This window comes from Spirosoma oryzicola, assembly GCF_021233055.1.
Classification (GTDB): Bacteria; Bacteroidota; Bacteroidia; order Cytophagales; family Spirosomataceae; genus Spirosoma; species Spirosoma oryzicola.
Map to the genome: position 1 here is coordinate 85322 of NZ_CP089539.1, position 13925 is coordinate 99246.

12 protein-coding genes are annotated in these 13925 nt (G+C 48.1%); 6 read left to right on the forward strand and 6 right to left on the reverse strand.

The features are described 5' to 3' along the window. The first annotated feature begins 39 nt into the window (after positions 1-39). Positions 40-1248, forward strand: a complete 1209-nt coding sequence (locus tag LQ777_RS24425; RefSeq protein WP_232563084.1) for an FAD-dependent monooxygenase — start codon at positions 40-42, stop codon at positions 1246-1248. 34 nt (positions 1249-1282) lie between these two features. Here the strand turns inward: LQ777_RS24425 and LQ777_RS24430 are convergent, their stop codons facing one another. The 5 genes from LQ777_RS24430 to LQ777_RS24450 form a co-directional block, all read right to left on the reverse strand. Then, positions 1283-1909 carry an NAD(P)-dependent oxidoreductase gene (locus LQ777_RS24430; RefSeq protein ID WP_232563085.1) on the reverse strand — a complete coding sequence of 209 codons (627 nt, stop codon included), beginning with the start codon at positions 1907-1909 and terminating at the stop codon, positions 1283-1285. 25 nt (positions 1910-1934) lie between these two features. Next, positions 1935-2750, reverse strand: a complete 816-nt coding sequence (locus LQ777_RS24435) for an inositol monophosphatase family protein (RefSeq protein WP_232563086.1) — start codon at positions 2748-2750, stop codon at positions 1935-1937. A gap of 75 nt (positions 2751-2825) precedes the next feature. Then, positions 2826-3686, reverse strand: a complete 861-nt coding sequence (locus LQ777_RS24440) for an AraC family transcriptional regulator (protein WP_232563087.1) — start codon at positions 3684-3686, stop codon at positions 2826-2828. 139 nt (positions 3687-3825) lie between these two features. Next, positions 3826-4374, reverse strand: coding sequence for a YceI family protein (locus tag LQ777_RS24445; RefSeq protein WP_232563088.1), 549 nt, complete (start codon positions 4372-4374; stop codon positions 3826-3828). Between the two features lie 64 nt (positions 4375-4438). Beyond that, positions 4439-5311: a pirin family protein gene (locus LQ777_RS24450; RefSeq protein ID WP_232563089.1), complete on the reverse strand. Its 873-nt coding sequence runs from the start codon at positions 5309-5311 to the stop codon at positions 4439-4441. A gap of 160 nt (positions 5312-5471) precedes the next feature. Here LQ777_RS24450 and LQ777_RS24455 point away from each other — a divergent pair, with 160 nt between their 5' ends. After that, positions 5472-5828 carry a winged helix-turn-helix transcriptional regulator gene (locus LQ777_RS24455; RefSeq protein WP_232563090.1) on the forward strand — a complete coding sequence of 119 codons (357 nt, stop codon included), beginning with the start codon at positions 5472-5474 and terminating at the stop codon, positions 5826-5828. Positions 5829-5969: 141 nt separating this feature from the next. Here LQ777_RS24455 and LQ777_RS24460 read toward each other — a convergent pair whose 3' ends face one another. After that, positions 5970-6767: an SDR family NAD(P)-dependent oxidoreductase gene (locus tag LQ777_RS24460; protein WP_232563091.1), complete on the reverse strand. Its 798-nt coding sequence runs from the start codon at positions 6765-6767 to the stop codon at positions 5970-5972. 452 nt (positions 6768-7219) lie between these two features. Between LQ777_RS24460 and LQ777_RS24465 the strand changes: the two genes are divergently transcribed. The 4 genes from LQ777_RS24465 (at position 7220) to LQ777_RS24480 (ending at position 13916) form a co-directional block, all read left to right on the forward strand. Further along, entirely contained in the window at positions 7220-8221 is a 1002-nt protein-coding gene (locus LQ777_RS24465) for a ScyD/ScyE family protein (RefSeq protein WP_232563092.1), read from the forward strand. A 360-nt stretch (positions 8222-8581) separates the two neighbouring features. Next, the gene (locus LQ777_RS24470; protein WP_232563093.1) at positions 8582-9172 is read left to right on the forward strand and encodes an RNA polymerase sigma factor; all 591 of its coding nucleotides are present in this window, start codon (positions 8582-8584) and stop codon (positions 9170-9172) included. A 185-nt stretch (positions 9173-9357) separates the two neighbouring features. Beyond that, entirely contained in the window at positions 9358-10377 is a 1020-nt protein-coding gene (locus tag LQ777_RS24475; protein WP_232563094.1) for a FecR family protein, read from the forward strand. Positions 10378-10592: 215 nt separating this feature from the next. Further along, positions 10593-13916, forward strand: coding sequence for a SusC/RagA family TonB-linked outer membrane protein (locus LQ777_RS24480; protein WP_232563095.1), 3324 nt, complete (start codon positions 10593-10595; stop codon positions 13914-13916). Positions 13917-13925 lie beyond the last annotated feature (9 nt).

Genomic DNA, 13925 nt, shown 5'->3' on the forward strand with positions numbered 1-13925 from the left:
AACTGAGGAAGCAGTTAACTCGAACGACGTGTAAATAAAATGGAAACGAAAAAACAGAAAGTTCTTATCGCTGGTGCTAGCATTGCCGGACCCACGCTAGCTTACTGGCTGCATAAATATGGATTTGAGGTTTCGGTTGTCGAACGATCACCGTCGCTTCGGCTGGGCGGGCAAAACATTGATGTTAACGGACCTGCCCGAAAAGTTGCCCGACTGATGGGCATTTTGGATCAGATAAAGGCTGCCAATACGGGTGAAATCGGAACGCAATGGGTAGACAAGGATAACCAGGTGACGGCTAGTTTTCCCAAAGAGGGAGCTAACAGCCTCACCCAAGAACTGGAAATTGTTCGGGGTGATCTGGTGAACATTCTTTATGAGCTCACTAAAGAAAACGTAACGTACCGGTTCGACGATCAGATTACTCAACTGGCTCAGGATGATCATCAGGCCACGGTTACGTTTGCCAGCGGCCATACCGAAACGTACGATCTGGTAATTGCGGCAGATGGGATTCGTTCCAGGACGAGAACGTTGATGTTTGGCGACGAGTCCGTGTTCAACTATCTAGGCCTGTGCACGGCCTACCTGACAATTGCCAAAACGGAAACGGACACCAACTGGGCACGCTGGTACACAGCGGATGACTCACGTGTGCTGTTGCTGAGACCCGATAACGAGGGAACCACCCGTGCTTCCATCAATTTTCTTTTGCCGCAGGAAGAGTATGAAAAATTAGACAAGAATACTAAGAAAGCCATTCTGCTCAGTCGGCTGGCTGGTGCAGGCTGGGAAGCACCCCGCCTGGCCCAGGAAGTCGAAAAAAGCGACGATATCTACTTTGACGGCGTTGGTCAGATTAAAGCTCCCCGCTGGTCAACCGGTCGTTTTGCCATGGTTGGGGACGCAGCCTACTGCCCCGCACCCATAACGGGCAAAGGTACCACACTAGCCTTTGTAGGGGCTTACGTACTGGCGGGCGAACTGGCCACCCATGAACGCTTCGAAGATGGGTTTGCCAGCTACGAACGTATTCTCCGACCTTACGTTGAGTCGGTTCAAAAACTGCCGCCCGGTATCCCTCGGATAGCTTATCCCAAAACAGCGCTGGGTGTATCAATCGTCAACACCGTAGTGGGCATCTTGGCGAGCGAGCCGGTCCAAAAGATCGCCAGCGTGTTTGGTAGCTCGGACCCGGAAGAGGAGGAACTGCTTAAAGACACGCCGTTACCCGAATATGCCCGGTAAGTTTTGCCTGTATTTTGATTAACGGCCCATTCGTTTAGTAGCTGATAGCCACGTGCTGGCCCAGGAATGTGGGATTTTCTGCCTGATTTATCATAAAATCAGCTACGTCAGCGCGGGATATGCGGCCAACCTGCATGCCTTTATGCAGTGAGGATTGTACTCGGTAGTTTCCTGTGTGCGAGCCGTTGGTGAGTATACCCGGCTGAACGATTTCCCAGCGAATCAAACCCTTGGCCAGCATGACTTCCATTCTCGTTTTGTCGGTATACTGATCCCTGAGAAAAAAGCGGATAACTAGTTTCATGAACAACCCCAAATATCGCCTGCTTTCGCCTGTGCCGAAGCCGGTAATTACCAGCAGCGGGGCCTTGGATCGAGTCTCAGCGTACGCGGTAATAAGTGCCTGAGCGGTATCGGAGAACAAGGTCGTCCCTTTCTTTTTCTTAGTCCCTATGGTAACCAGAACCGCATCGGCGTCGATGATGAGTCCTTTAAGGTCAGCAACGGAGGTGGCACTGCCCTTTACTTTAGTGAGGGCCGGATGATCTGGAATGGGTGAGGTGTCCCGCGAAAGGGCAATCACCTGGTGTCCACTGGTCAGGGCTCTTTCGACGGTGAGCAGGCCAATGCCCGCAGAAGCACCGATGATGGCTATTGTCATGATTTAGAAAAGATTAGGTGAGAAATTACAAGTCCTTTACTAGGCTAGTCAACAGCGTTTTAGCTACGCTGGGAGCTGCTACCAGCAAACTATCGTCGCCCCATTGCCAAGGTTGTCCAGTCGTGGTCAGCACGAGAGCACCGGCTTCACGAGCGATAAGTAGCCCGGCCAGCCAGTTGAAGGTGTCCAGACCGGGCTGATAAAACAGATCGATGCGACCTGCTCCTACATTGGCCAGTTGCAACCCATGTGGACCGTAGTTGCGAACGATACCAACGTGATCGAGCAAGCGGGTTACAGCCGTGCCTACCTGCTGATTCAGGTTAGGAGCGAAGGCCGCTTCATCCTGGTGACCGTAATCGAATACCGCTACCATAACGGCGGGATCAGTTTTAGTGCTGGGATGGATAGGCTGGTCATTTAGATAGGCCCCCTTGCCCTGCTGAGCCCAGTACAGCTCGCCTTCCAGTGGAGCATACACCACCGACAAGTAAGGCTGTCCCTGACGGATCAGCACGAGGTTGATGGTCCAGCCCGGTAGGTGTTGCAAATACTGAATGGCTCCGTCCATCGTATCGCATAGCCAGTATTCGGGTAGATCAAGCGGCTGTTTTTGGCCCGCTTTGTCAAACTCATCACCGACGAACCAGGGTATGTCCGGATAAGCTGGCAACAGATTGGCTTTCAGACTAGACAGGCATTGTTCGTCCAGTTGATTCAAGCGATCCATGAGTGAATCCATGTCGGTTGGAATCGCTGTTTTTTTGTAATGGATGAGGAACGTATCGCCAATTTGCCGGACGGCTTCCAGAACAAGTGAAATATTTATGTTGGTTTGCATAACGAGTTTGATTTCGTTGCAAAACAAACGTATAGACCGTAGTCCTATATAGCTCTGTTAGCGGAAAAGATGGTCCTAATCGCGGAACTGTTGACGAAAGGCAAGTGGGGTGCTGCCCGTCCGTTTACGAAATAGTTTGTTGAAATAAATGGGGTCTTCATAGCCAAGTTGGTAACCAATTTCCTTGACAGTCAGATTCGTAAAATAAAGCAGTCGTTTGGCTTCCAGGATGGATCGTTGCTGAATCAGGCTCGAAGGCGAATGGCCCGTGATGGTTTTGATCACCTCGTTGAGATACGAAACGGAAACGGCTAGTTCGGCGGCATACTGAGCGGGTTGTTTCCAGTTGGCATAGTGCTGTTCCAGTAGCTGATGAAATGTCTGCTCAATCACAGTTGCCCGTCGCTCTGGCTCTTTCACGCCTGTTGATTGATCTGTAAGCTGACCGGCTAGCAGACTCAGCAAGGCCGTCAGCAGACTGCGCAGGGTAATGTGGGTGTATGCATCGTGCGAACCCGTCTGAATGACCTCCAACAGCTGCAACAGCGTATAGCTACGATCCAGCAAAGGTTGTTGGGGGTGACTAACCACTGACCTGCGAAAGTAGCGGGTTAATACCTGCAAAAAATCACCATCAATCAATGAAGCATCAAAGCCAGCGGTCCAGCCTTGCATCCCTTCCGCTGCAAGCACGTTATGCACTTGCCCAGGTGTAATTAGCACCAGCGCGGGTGCTTTGACCTCCACCTGAGCGAAGTCAATGTTTAAGACCATCTCTCCCTCAGAAGCCAGCATAAAAAGATAATGGTCATCGCGGTGTGGCGTACCGATATCATGCCCCTCCTGACTAAAAGAGCCTTGCAACTTTTTGACAAACAGGCTTGCTCTGTTCTGCGGATCAAGGGTAAATTCTTGAATGGAAGACGATTGTGACAAGGATAACGTAAGATGAGTAAGTGTCAGGCAGCCGCAAAAGTACAGGCAATTTTAGATCTGACTATAAATTAATAAGCAGCCTACTAAAGCACCCGATTCAATCAGGCACTTCAGAAGGCTGCTTTACAAATGAGTCTGGTTAAGCGGTTACCGTCGCGAGCTGTTTAACCAGCTGTATTTCGCTATTAACCTTCACCTCTTCGCCCAGCGCTAACCCGCCGGTTTCCAGGACGCCGTTGAAGTTAATGCCCCAATCGCTGCGGTTGATTTTACTAGTCACGGTAAAACCCGCTCGCTGACCGCCCCAGGGGTCTTTCGTAACGCCACTGTACTCAACCGTTAGTTTGACCGGTTTACTGGTCCCCTTCATGGTCAAATCCCCATAGACGTTAAAAGTATCGTCGGTTAGCTGCTCTACTTTCGTTGATGTGAACGTCAACTGGGGATAGGTTTCCGCATCGAAAAAATCGGAGTTACGCAAGTGGTGGTCGCGTTGCTCATTATTGGTGTGGATAGAAGCTATTTCGGCAGTCGCCCGAATCTGTGCCGTGCTGAAATTGTCGTTATCTGTTTCAACCGCTACCTGAAACTGCTGGAAAGAGCCTGAAATGTTGCTGATCATCAGATGTTTGATCTTGAAACCTAATTCGCTGTGTGTGGGGTCTAGGACCCATTTGGTAGTTGACATATGCTTGAAAATTATTGACTTGTCCGTACTGAGAAAGTGATTTTGTTGATGGCCTACAAGAAGCTTACCACAGCATCCGCTGCGAAGCCTCAACGGTGGCTATGTGATTCATTTTACCCTGCCTGTATTCCTGATAGAGCCGTCTGATGTCCTCCTGCGTATCGCCAATGAAGGGGCCGTGCGATACGATGGCATCACCTTGTGGCTCACCGGCGTACAGAATCAATCGACTTCCGGATTCACCAGCCGTTAATTTTAGCTCGCTCGATGCTTCATCAGCGGATCTGTTCAGCCAACCGACCTGCTCCTGATGTATCTCTTGGGCCTGATCTCCTACTTGTAGACTTCCGTCAAGTACATACAAGAAAGCGGTATACGAAGCCGGAATGTGCTGCACTGTACTAGCTCCTGGCTGCAACCGGATATCGGCGATGATGAGTGGTACATAATTCTGAATTGGTGAAGTCAAACCAGCCAACGAGCCACTGTAAACCCCTATGGTTACACCATCCTGCGAAAAAGTCGGTACCTTATCCAAAGACAGATCCTGTACACGTGGCTTAGCCCAGCGATCTTTTTTTGGTAGATTTAGCCACAATTGAAGCAGCCGCATGGATGCCTGGCGCTCAATGGTTTCCGTATGAATGATGCCACTACCAGCGGTCATAATCTGTAAATCACCATTGTGCAATCGGTGAGCCTCATCACCCATTTCGCCTTCCAGCAGTAAGGACACGGTCTCAAACCCGGCATGCGGATGCGGACCACCCACGGGTTGCTCATTTTGTTTGGTAAGCTGATCGTCCATTAGCACAATGAACGGATCACTTTGGGTGTAATCAACCTGAATGACCGGCCTAGCAACATGGCCATCGCCCAAAAAACCCTGTTGAACAGGTGGGGTATATACGTTGACAAGTTTTCTATGAAGATTCATTGCCGATTCCATTTTAGTCAGGTCATAAATTTTGCCCTGATTGATGATGCAAATTTACTTCATATACTATACTTTTGTAAGTACTATACCAGAGTATAGCGCTATACTCTGGTATAGTACTTACGGAAACAGGGTTTTGTCAATCGTCTAGTTTGGTAAGATGGAAATAGGTGAATTGAAACATGAAGAATGCGTCAGCACATTGCGTCCCGTACGGGATGCGCTGGACGTATTAAACGGCAAATGGAAGTTGCCCATTATCGTTGCCTTGACCTTTGGGGAAAAGCGCTTTGGCGAAATTGCGAAAGAAGTTCACGGTATCACCGACCGAATGCTATCTAAAGAATTACGGGATATGGAAGTGAATGGGCTGGTGAAACGGACTGTCTACGACACCTATCCCGTTAAAGTGACTTATGCGTTGACACCTCATAGCAAAACCTTGGGCGGAGTTATAGAATCCTTACGCAGCTGGGGTGAACTTCATCGGCGCAAAATCCTCTCCGGTGAAGAGTAAACAAACGAGTACAAAATAGTCCTATCTGTTTTCCTCTTTTATACTGGCTACGTAGCAGAGCCGTATAGTGGATCAAGATAAGGTATGATGTAAGTCTTATCTAACTAACTCGCCCAGAGCGAACGGGCTTGATGGTACATTTTACGCTGACTTAAACTTTCTTCGGGCTCCCCACTCAAAAAAACGATAGGACATGAACTGTAGCAATGGTAATAGCTTTGCTTCGCTGCCAACACGATAACTGAATCGGGGGCGACTGGCCTGAATTACTTTTAACGTAACCTCTGCAACAGGTTCAGGAGTTGGCGCCTTTCGGATGGACTCTGCGAAAATACGCAACGCGTTCTTTTGACTTACCTCATAGTCGGGAATGGTAGAGCGGGCTGGCTCATTGGTTTGCTCCAGGTTAGTTTTGAAAAAACCTGGCTCAATAACAGAAACATCGATGTTGAAGGGCGCTACCTCAAAACGAAGCGACTTGAAAAAACCTTCGATCGCGTGTTTAGAGGCAGCGTAATAACTTTGAAACGGAACTCCAATCAAACCGGCTACTGATCCAATCGTAATAATGCGGCCCTTTCGCTGTTGCCTCATTCGTGGCAAAATAGCTCTGGTCAGCATAACCGTTCCCCAAAAATTAGCGTCTAGCTGCTGACGTGCCTCATCAAGGCTTGTTCCTTCAGCACTGCCACTGACGAGCATACCGGCATTATTAATCAACACATCAATAACGGGCGAACGCGCAGAAAAAGCCGCTACGCAACGGTTAACTGACTCTTCGGAGGTGATGTCAAGCGGTAAGAGGGGAAAGGGTAACTTTTGCTGGTACTTCTCCGGAAAGCGGCTGGTTCCAAAAACCTTAAAACCACGTTCATGCAGTTTTGTGGCGATAGTTAAGCCAATACCAGAAGTTGCTCCTGTGACTAGTACCGAAAGCATAAGCGAGGCATTTGTTTTTATGAAAGTAGTACATTTTCTGAGAGAGAATGTTCAAACAGTCAATCCTGTAGTTGTAGGGGCATGTATATAGTACCAGCGTTGGACTTACTATCTTTTAAGTTATCCATCATTTGCCAATATGTACCGAGTATTAAAATTTCCTGCAAAAAACCGGTAATTGAATCGATGCCGAATTCGATGCTAGCCCTATTAGCTATTTGCTGACTATTTTGTGTAGTTGACGATAGGTGTCCCGAATGTGATAGCATTTGACTCAAATTCGATAAATATATTTCCTAGAATAATCGATTTTTGTCCATAACGACGAAGTAAGTAGTTGAATGAGTATCTTCTGAGCTAAGTATCTGGACCTTAATTAATCATTGATTGAAAATGGCTTGCCGATGCGGTAAGTGTCAAATTGTAGGTGTATCTATTTTTCTCTATACTATATGCGCTACATACGTTTACTATTTATCGCAACTGCTCTTTTATACGGTGCAGCAGGTTGCCAAGTCTTCAAGGATCATATTAGTCCATCGCCTGTCACTCAGGTAGCGTCTGGTCTAGTCAGCCCGCTGGGTCTGGAGGCAGATAGCCAGGGTCAATTGTGGGTTACTGAAGCTGGCAGCGGAACGACAAACGACGGACAACTGACCCTGATTACGCAAGACGGTAAGGTCTATCCAGTGGTTAAAGGATTTTCCTCGGAAGTAAGTCCCGAAGGGGCCGTGTTTGGTCTTAATCACCTGCTGCTTCAAGGCAACACGTTATGGCTGCTGCACGGGGTTGAAGGCCGATTATACCGGTTTGACATTACTTCATTCAAGCCAGGAGACGCTCCTCTGAATGCTGCTAATTTGAGTTATGAAGATATTGGCTCATTTGTCAAAGCCTACTCATTTCAATCCGATACCGATGCATCGGATGTGTTTAATCTGACCGTAGGGCCGGATGGCGACCTGTTTATTGTCGATGCTGCTGCTAATGCAATTATCCGTCGAAAAGCGTCTACGGGCGCGTTCAGCGTATTTGCTACCATTCCACCAATCATTCATCCGGGCGGGGATACATTGGAAGCTGTACCAACGGGCATTGCTTTCGATGGCCAGAAATTTCTGGTCAGTAACTTCTCCGGTTATCCATACCCAAGCGGGCAGGCACCCATCTATCAGTTCGACCTGAATGGTAACGAGTCTACATTTCAGACAGGCTTAACGACGCTGACCGACATCGAACTGGGACCAGATGGACAGCCGGTCGTGCTTGAATACGGCCAATGGAACGGGCAGGGTTTCGACGAGCGTTCAGGCCGGATTGTTCGTTCATCGGCTCAGGCGAATACGGCCTTACTAAGCGGTTTAAACTTCCCTAATTCGATCAAGCGTGTTGGGCCAACTACGTATTACGTCGCCCAGACGTTTGACGGCACTATTCAAAAAGTAACCCTTTAGCCCTTCTAACTACCTTTCTTAGATGTGGTCTGATGGCTAGCTGATAGTGAACCTCTGTGGTTCAAACTACAAAAGGTACCTAAAGGCGCTAGACACGGCGGGGTTGGTTTCTCAAAAACCGACCCTACCGTGTCTAGCGCCTTTAGGCTTATTAGGCAGAGCCTGCTTTGGCTATACATTCGTGCGTCATTGATTACCAAGGATACTACTAAATTAAAAACATAGGTCTAGCTTAATCGGTAAAAAATGCGTGAGAAAACGCGATTATTATAATATAAAATTATTTCACATAACTTTATTGATCTAAAAGTCTGATCGCTGTAGCGTCAGCATCCAATCAGGTTTCCTAATCATACCAATATGAACGAAAGTATTCCGGAAATAGAGGAAGAAACGTTGCTGAATGGACTGCGCGCTGGTGAGCTAAACGCATTCCAAACCATTTATCAGCATTATTGGTATCCTTTATTTCTGGTCGCTTTCCGGAAGCTGAAAAATAAAGAAGTTGCTGAGGAGTTGGTGCAGGATATCTTCGTGAAGCTCTGGGAGCGAAGAGCTACGGTCCGGATAATTCACTTGCGCTATTACCTTTTTTCGGCTATCCGCTATGCCGTTATTGACCATATCCGGACTCAGGTAACTCAAGAACAATACAACACCTACTACCGGGCCTTTCTGGTGCAGGAGGACGTTACAACCGAGGAAACTATCCTGGGCAATGAATTGCTGGCGATTCTGGAAGATGGTCTGGAAACACTACCCGAAAAGTCAAAAGAAATCTTTCGGTTAAATTATTTAGACAACTGGTCCGTCGCCAGAATAGCCACTCATCTGCATCTTTCAGAAAAAGCCGTTGAGTATCACTTGACCAAGGCCGTGAAGTTTCTGCGAATGCACTGCAAAGAACACTTCATCATTCTGTTGCTCTACTATATTTTCTACTTTGAGTAATCCAGGCTTTTTATTAACTGACAGGTGGTATCTTGTATATCAAAAATTGTATTATTCTAATTGGTTGAGCGGTTTTGTGTTATTATTCTATAACTGTTTCAATAAGTTTTAAAAGCATTTAGGGAAAGTGTCAGGTCAAACGACTTGTGTGAGGTAGGGGAGAGCAAAGCCTACCCGGAAGTAGTATGAACAAGGAAGAGTTTGGCCGACTGCTGTTGCGCTACCAGCGTGGCGAATGCACCGAACAGGAGGCCCGCCTGATTCATGAATGGTACGACCAGTTAGCGCACGATTCACAGGAAGCTTTATCACTGGAAGAGAAAGATCAGGCGGAACAGCGAATCTGGTCAGCGATCCGTCATCGCGCGGTCGAGGAGGCAGCACCCATAGTTCGTCAGCAACCGCTGGGACGAGAGTATTCGTTTGGTTTCTATGCCCGATTGGCCGCGTCAATCGCTGCTATTTCCTTGCTGGCTGCGTTGTATTTCAGTCGAGGTTATTTTACCTCTCCGGTCAAGGAAACGGCTTACTTACCGTCAGGAAGCAATGTGCGGCATCTGACCAATTCGGGCGCTTATCCACAAACACTCGTCCTAGACGATAAGAGTATCGTCACGCTGATGCCAGGCGGCAGCCTGACCTATCCTAACGTTTTTGCGGCTAGCCAGCGCGAAGTCCACCTGACGGGAAACGCCTTCTTCAAGATTACCAAAAATGCGCGTAAGCCCTTTCGGGTTTATAGCAGCAAGTTGGTAACGCAAGTGCTGGGCACCAGTTTTTGGGTGAAAAATGAAGTGAAACAAAATCGTATTGAGGTAGCCGTGGTCACCGGTAAAGTAGCCGTGTATGAACAACAGCAAGCCGCTCGTAAACGGGTAACCTTGACGCCAAACCAGCAGGTGTCTTATTCGGCTGAAGCTCCCTGGCTCCAGACTGGTCTGGTCCGCAATCCAATTCCCATTGATTCTTCCGTAACAATCGCGTTTAACGATGTTCCGCTGACGGCTGTATTAAAGCGATTGGAAAAACGCTACGGCATTGCGTTGACGGCGCGTAACCGAAACATGCAATACTGCACCTTCACCGGCGATATTACCGATTTGACAATGGATGAGCAGTTGAATATTATCTGTCAATCCGTCAACGCCAGCTACGTCCGAAAAGGCACCCGTATTTTGATTAGCGGTTCTGGTTGCCACCCATAAACTGCTTTCTGTTGAAGTCTGTACTCACTTTAAATCCTTGAATTTCATGTAAATCACTTTTCTAATTTCTGTAGAAGCAAAAAAGCCGATAGTGTGCCACCACTACCGGCCAAGAAAGAACCCGCTTCTGTGCCACCAGAATTGACTTATTCGCTTTCGAGTAAGTGCGGGATTGTTTGTTCCATTTTTTCGCAAAAAAGAACTCGATTAAAAGTATGAAAAGAATTCGACACTTGAAATTGTGTGCATCCGTTGGCATGCTTATGAAACTGTCCCTGACCCAATTGATCCTTGCTCTATTACTTACTACGTTAACCTACGCGCATCCTAGTAGCGCGCAGGAAATTCTGGAGCGGACGATTGATCTGCAACTGGAAAAAACAAGTTTGCAGAACGTTCTAAACCAGATTGAAGTCCAGGCTTCCGTCAAGTTTGTTTACAGCAAAAAGATAATTCAGGCCGATCGGCTGGTGTCGATACGGGCTTCCAACGAGCGACTTCACGAGGTGTTGAAAACGCTTTTGGGCCCATTGTCCATCAGCTATCGCGTGGTTTCCGGACGGGTTCTGCTCACCCGAGAAGACATGCAGGGTGCTGTTCTGAATCCAGCAGTTCCTTCGGCGCTGGCGGTTTCGGGTACGGTCATTGACGATCAGAGTCAGGGCCTACCGGGGGTTAGTGTCGTTGTAAAAGGTACGCAAACTGGTACGGTCACCGACGTGAACGGACATTATTCAATCAATGCACCCGACGGAGCGGCAACGCTGGTTTTTTCCTTTATCGGTTATCAGACGCAGGAAATCGCCATCAGCGGACGTACGGTAGTTGATGTTAAGCTCGGATCGGACGTTAAATCCTTGTCCGAAGTGGTTGTGGTTGGCTACGGCACCCAGAAGCGTAGTGATGTCACGGGTGCGCTTGCATCCGTCAGTAGTAAAGAACTCAATGCGTTTCCGGTTGTCAATGCCGCGCAGGGATTGGCGGGCCGGGCGGCTGGTGTGCAGGTCATTCAGAACTCCGGTGCGCCGGGTTCAAACATCAGCATTCGGGTACGGGGCGGCAATTCGCTGCTGGGTAACAACGAACCGCTGTACGTTGTGGATGGGTTTGCGCTTTCGGGTAGTCCTACGACAATTAACCCCGCTGATATTGAATCGATTGAAGTGCTGAAAGATGCGTCCGCTACGGCTATCTACGGATCACGCGGGGCCAACGGTGTTGTGCTGATTACGACGCGAACTGGTAAAAGTGGCTCCAACCGGGTGAATATCGACAGCTACGTAGGATTTCAGCAGGTACGCAAAAAACTGTCGTTATTGAACGCTACGGAGTTTGCTCAGATTGCTAACGAACGGGCGAAGAACGATGGCCTTCAGCCTTATTTTACACCCGAACAGGTTAATTCGTTTGGTGAGGGTACCAACTGGCAGGATGCCATTTTCCGATCTGCACCCATCCAGAACCACGTCGTTACGTTTTCGGGAGGTAGTGAAAAAACGCAATACTCCATTTCCGGCAGTTTTTTCGACCAGGACGGTATTGTTATTGGATCAGGCTATCAGCGCTATTCCGTACGGGCGAATATCAACCAAAAAATCAATGATAAGCTGAAACTCAATTACTCCAGTGTATTGAGCCGGACTGGTAATCGGATGATTTCCAATGACAATAGTTCACGGGGGAATGGCGTCGTGTCCGCAGCGCTGACCGCTCCGCCAATGATTGCGCCCCGGGATGCCAATGGCAATTATTCGAACGTAGTGCCGTATTCGTTTAGTCCCAATGCTGCTGAAAACGCAGTGGCATTGGCGCTAGAGCGATTGAGCGAAAGGACGGGGAGTAGTGTATTAACGAATTTAGGCTTAACCTATGAGTTTATTCCCGGCCTAACATTACGCGTTTCGGCGGGGGTTGATTATGCAAACTCCCGAACCGATTATTATTCGCCGAGACTTTTCAAAGCGTCTCCGTCCGGGGTAGGTACTACGACTTATGAAACACGGACTAATTTCCTGAACGAAAATATTCTTAATTACACGAAGACAATCAATCAAGTTCATTCGCTAGCCTTCACCGGGGGAGTTACGTACCAAAGCGAACAGTTTAACCGGAACATAACGGGAGCTAGCGGTTTCACAACGGATGTGCTCTCAAATAATAATTTGCAATCAGGAAGTGTCATTCAAACACCGACTGTTCTTGTTACAAACTGGAAACTATTTTCTGGTTTAGCCCGTGCTAATTATTCCTATCGCGACCGGTATCTAGTTACGGCCAGCATACGGGCTGATGGTTCTTCCCGATTCGGTGTATCCAGCAAATGGGGGTATTTTCCGTCGGCGGCTCTGGCCTGGCGCGTCAGTGAAGAACCTTTTATCAAAAGCCTGACCTACGTTTCCAACCTGAAACTGCGGCTGGGCTGGGGGCAAACAGGCAGTACGGCAATCGATCCGTACCAGACGCTCAATACATTGAATTCATCTCAGATTGTTTTGGGTAACGATTTGTACACCGGCTTCGCTCCTGGTAATACGCAGCCTAACCCTGATCTAAAATGGGAAACGACAAGCCAAACCAACGCTGGGATAGATTTTGGCTTTTTCAACGAACGGCTGCGCTTCACGGCTGATTATTACGTAAAAAACACGAATGATCTGCTGGCAAATGTGCTGCTCCCGTCGTCATCCGGTTATTCGAGCCAGATTCAAAACTTGGGTACCATCCGCAATCAGGGTGTTGAACTTGATTTGGGCGGAAATATCTTAACCGGCGCGTTTAAATGGGATGCTAACGTCAATTTTGCTGCTAATCGCAATAAAGTTATTAAGCTGGCTTCGGGCAGTGATGTGTTTGGTCAGGCGCTGGACATTCCCCTCAACGTTTCCATTAACCTGGTGCGGGAAGGTCAGCCGGTTGGCGTTTTCTTCGGCTACCTGGAAGATGGGCTGAATGAAAATGGTACGATCAAGTACAAAGACCTTGACGGAAACGGTACAATCAATAATCTCGACCGTACAATTATCGGTAATCCAAACCCGAAATTCATCTACGGGTTCAACAATAATTTCTCCTTCAAAAACTTCACGCTGAACGTTTTCTTGCAGGGTGTACAGGGAGCAGACATTTTCAATTTTAACCTGTCGAATCAGGCCAACGCCTTCAATTTTGGTGAAAATCAGGTAAGGAGTTCACTCGATCGGTGGACACCGGAAAATCCGAATGTAAACGCCAAAAACCCGAAAGTAAGTATTAGTACGACCTTTCGCGAATCCAATCGCTTCGTCGAAGATGGCTCTTTTATGCGCGTCAAAAACGTGCGGCTGGGCTACAACCTGCCAGTTTCCAAATTGCAGATCAACTGGTTGAAAACCGCTCAGATTTACGCCAGCGCCCAGAATCTACTTACGTTCACCAAGTATTCCTGGTTTGATCCGGAAGTCAGCAGCCGGGGTGGAGCAGCATCGATTAGTGTAGGTATCGACCAGACTAGTTACCCCGTTGCCAAGACCTTCACGTTCGGAGTCAGTGTCGGATTTTAATTTTCAGCC

Bases quoted from the DNA above. Each gene is read 5' to 3' on its own strand.
- LQ777_RS24425 (WP_232563084.1), top strand. From the start codon at position 40: ATGGAAACGAAAAAACAGAAAGTTCTTATCGCTGGTGCTAGCATTGCC.
- LQ777_RS24480 (WP_232563095.1), top strand. From the start codon at position 10,593: ATGAAAAGAATTCGACACTTGAAATTGTGTGCATCCGTTGGCATGCTT.
- LQ777_RS24450 (WP_232563089.1), bottom strand. From the start codon at position 5,311: ATGAATCTTCATAGAAAACTTGTCAACGTATATACCCCACCTGTTCAA.
- LQ777_RS24455 (WP_232563090.1), top strand. From the start codon at position 5,472: ATGGAAATAGGTGAATTGAAACATGAAGAATGCGTCAGCACATTGCGT.
- LQ777_RS24430 (WP_232563085.1), bottom strand. From the start codon at position 1,909: ATGACAATAGCCATCATCGGTGCTTCTGCGGGCATTGGCCTGCTCACC.
- LQ777_RS24445 (WP_232563088.1), bottom strand. From the start codon at position 4,374: ATGTCAACTACCAAATGGGTCCTAGACCCCACACACAGCGAATTAGGT.
- LQ777_RS24465 (WP_232563092.1), top strand. From the start codon at position 7,220: ATGCGCTACATACGTTTACTATTTATCGCAACTGCTCTTTTATACGGT.
- LQ777_RS24435 (WP_232563086.1), bottom strand. From the start codon at position 2,750: ATGCAAACCAACATAAATATTTCACTTGTTCTGGAAGCCGTCCGGCAA.
- LQ777_RS24460 (WP_232563091.1), bottom strand. From the start codon at position 6,767: ATGCTTTCGGTACTAGTCACAGGAGCAACTTCTGGTATTGGCTTAACT.
- LQ777_RS24475 (WP_232563094.1), top strand. From the start codon at position 9,358: ATGAACAAGGAAGAGTTTGGCCGACTGCTGTTGCGCTACCAGCGTGGC.
- LQ777_RS24470 (WP_232563093.1), top strand. From the start codon at position 8,582: ATGAACGAAAGTATTCCGGAAATAGAGGAAGAAACGTTGCTGAATGGA.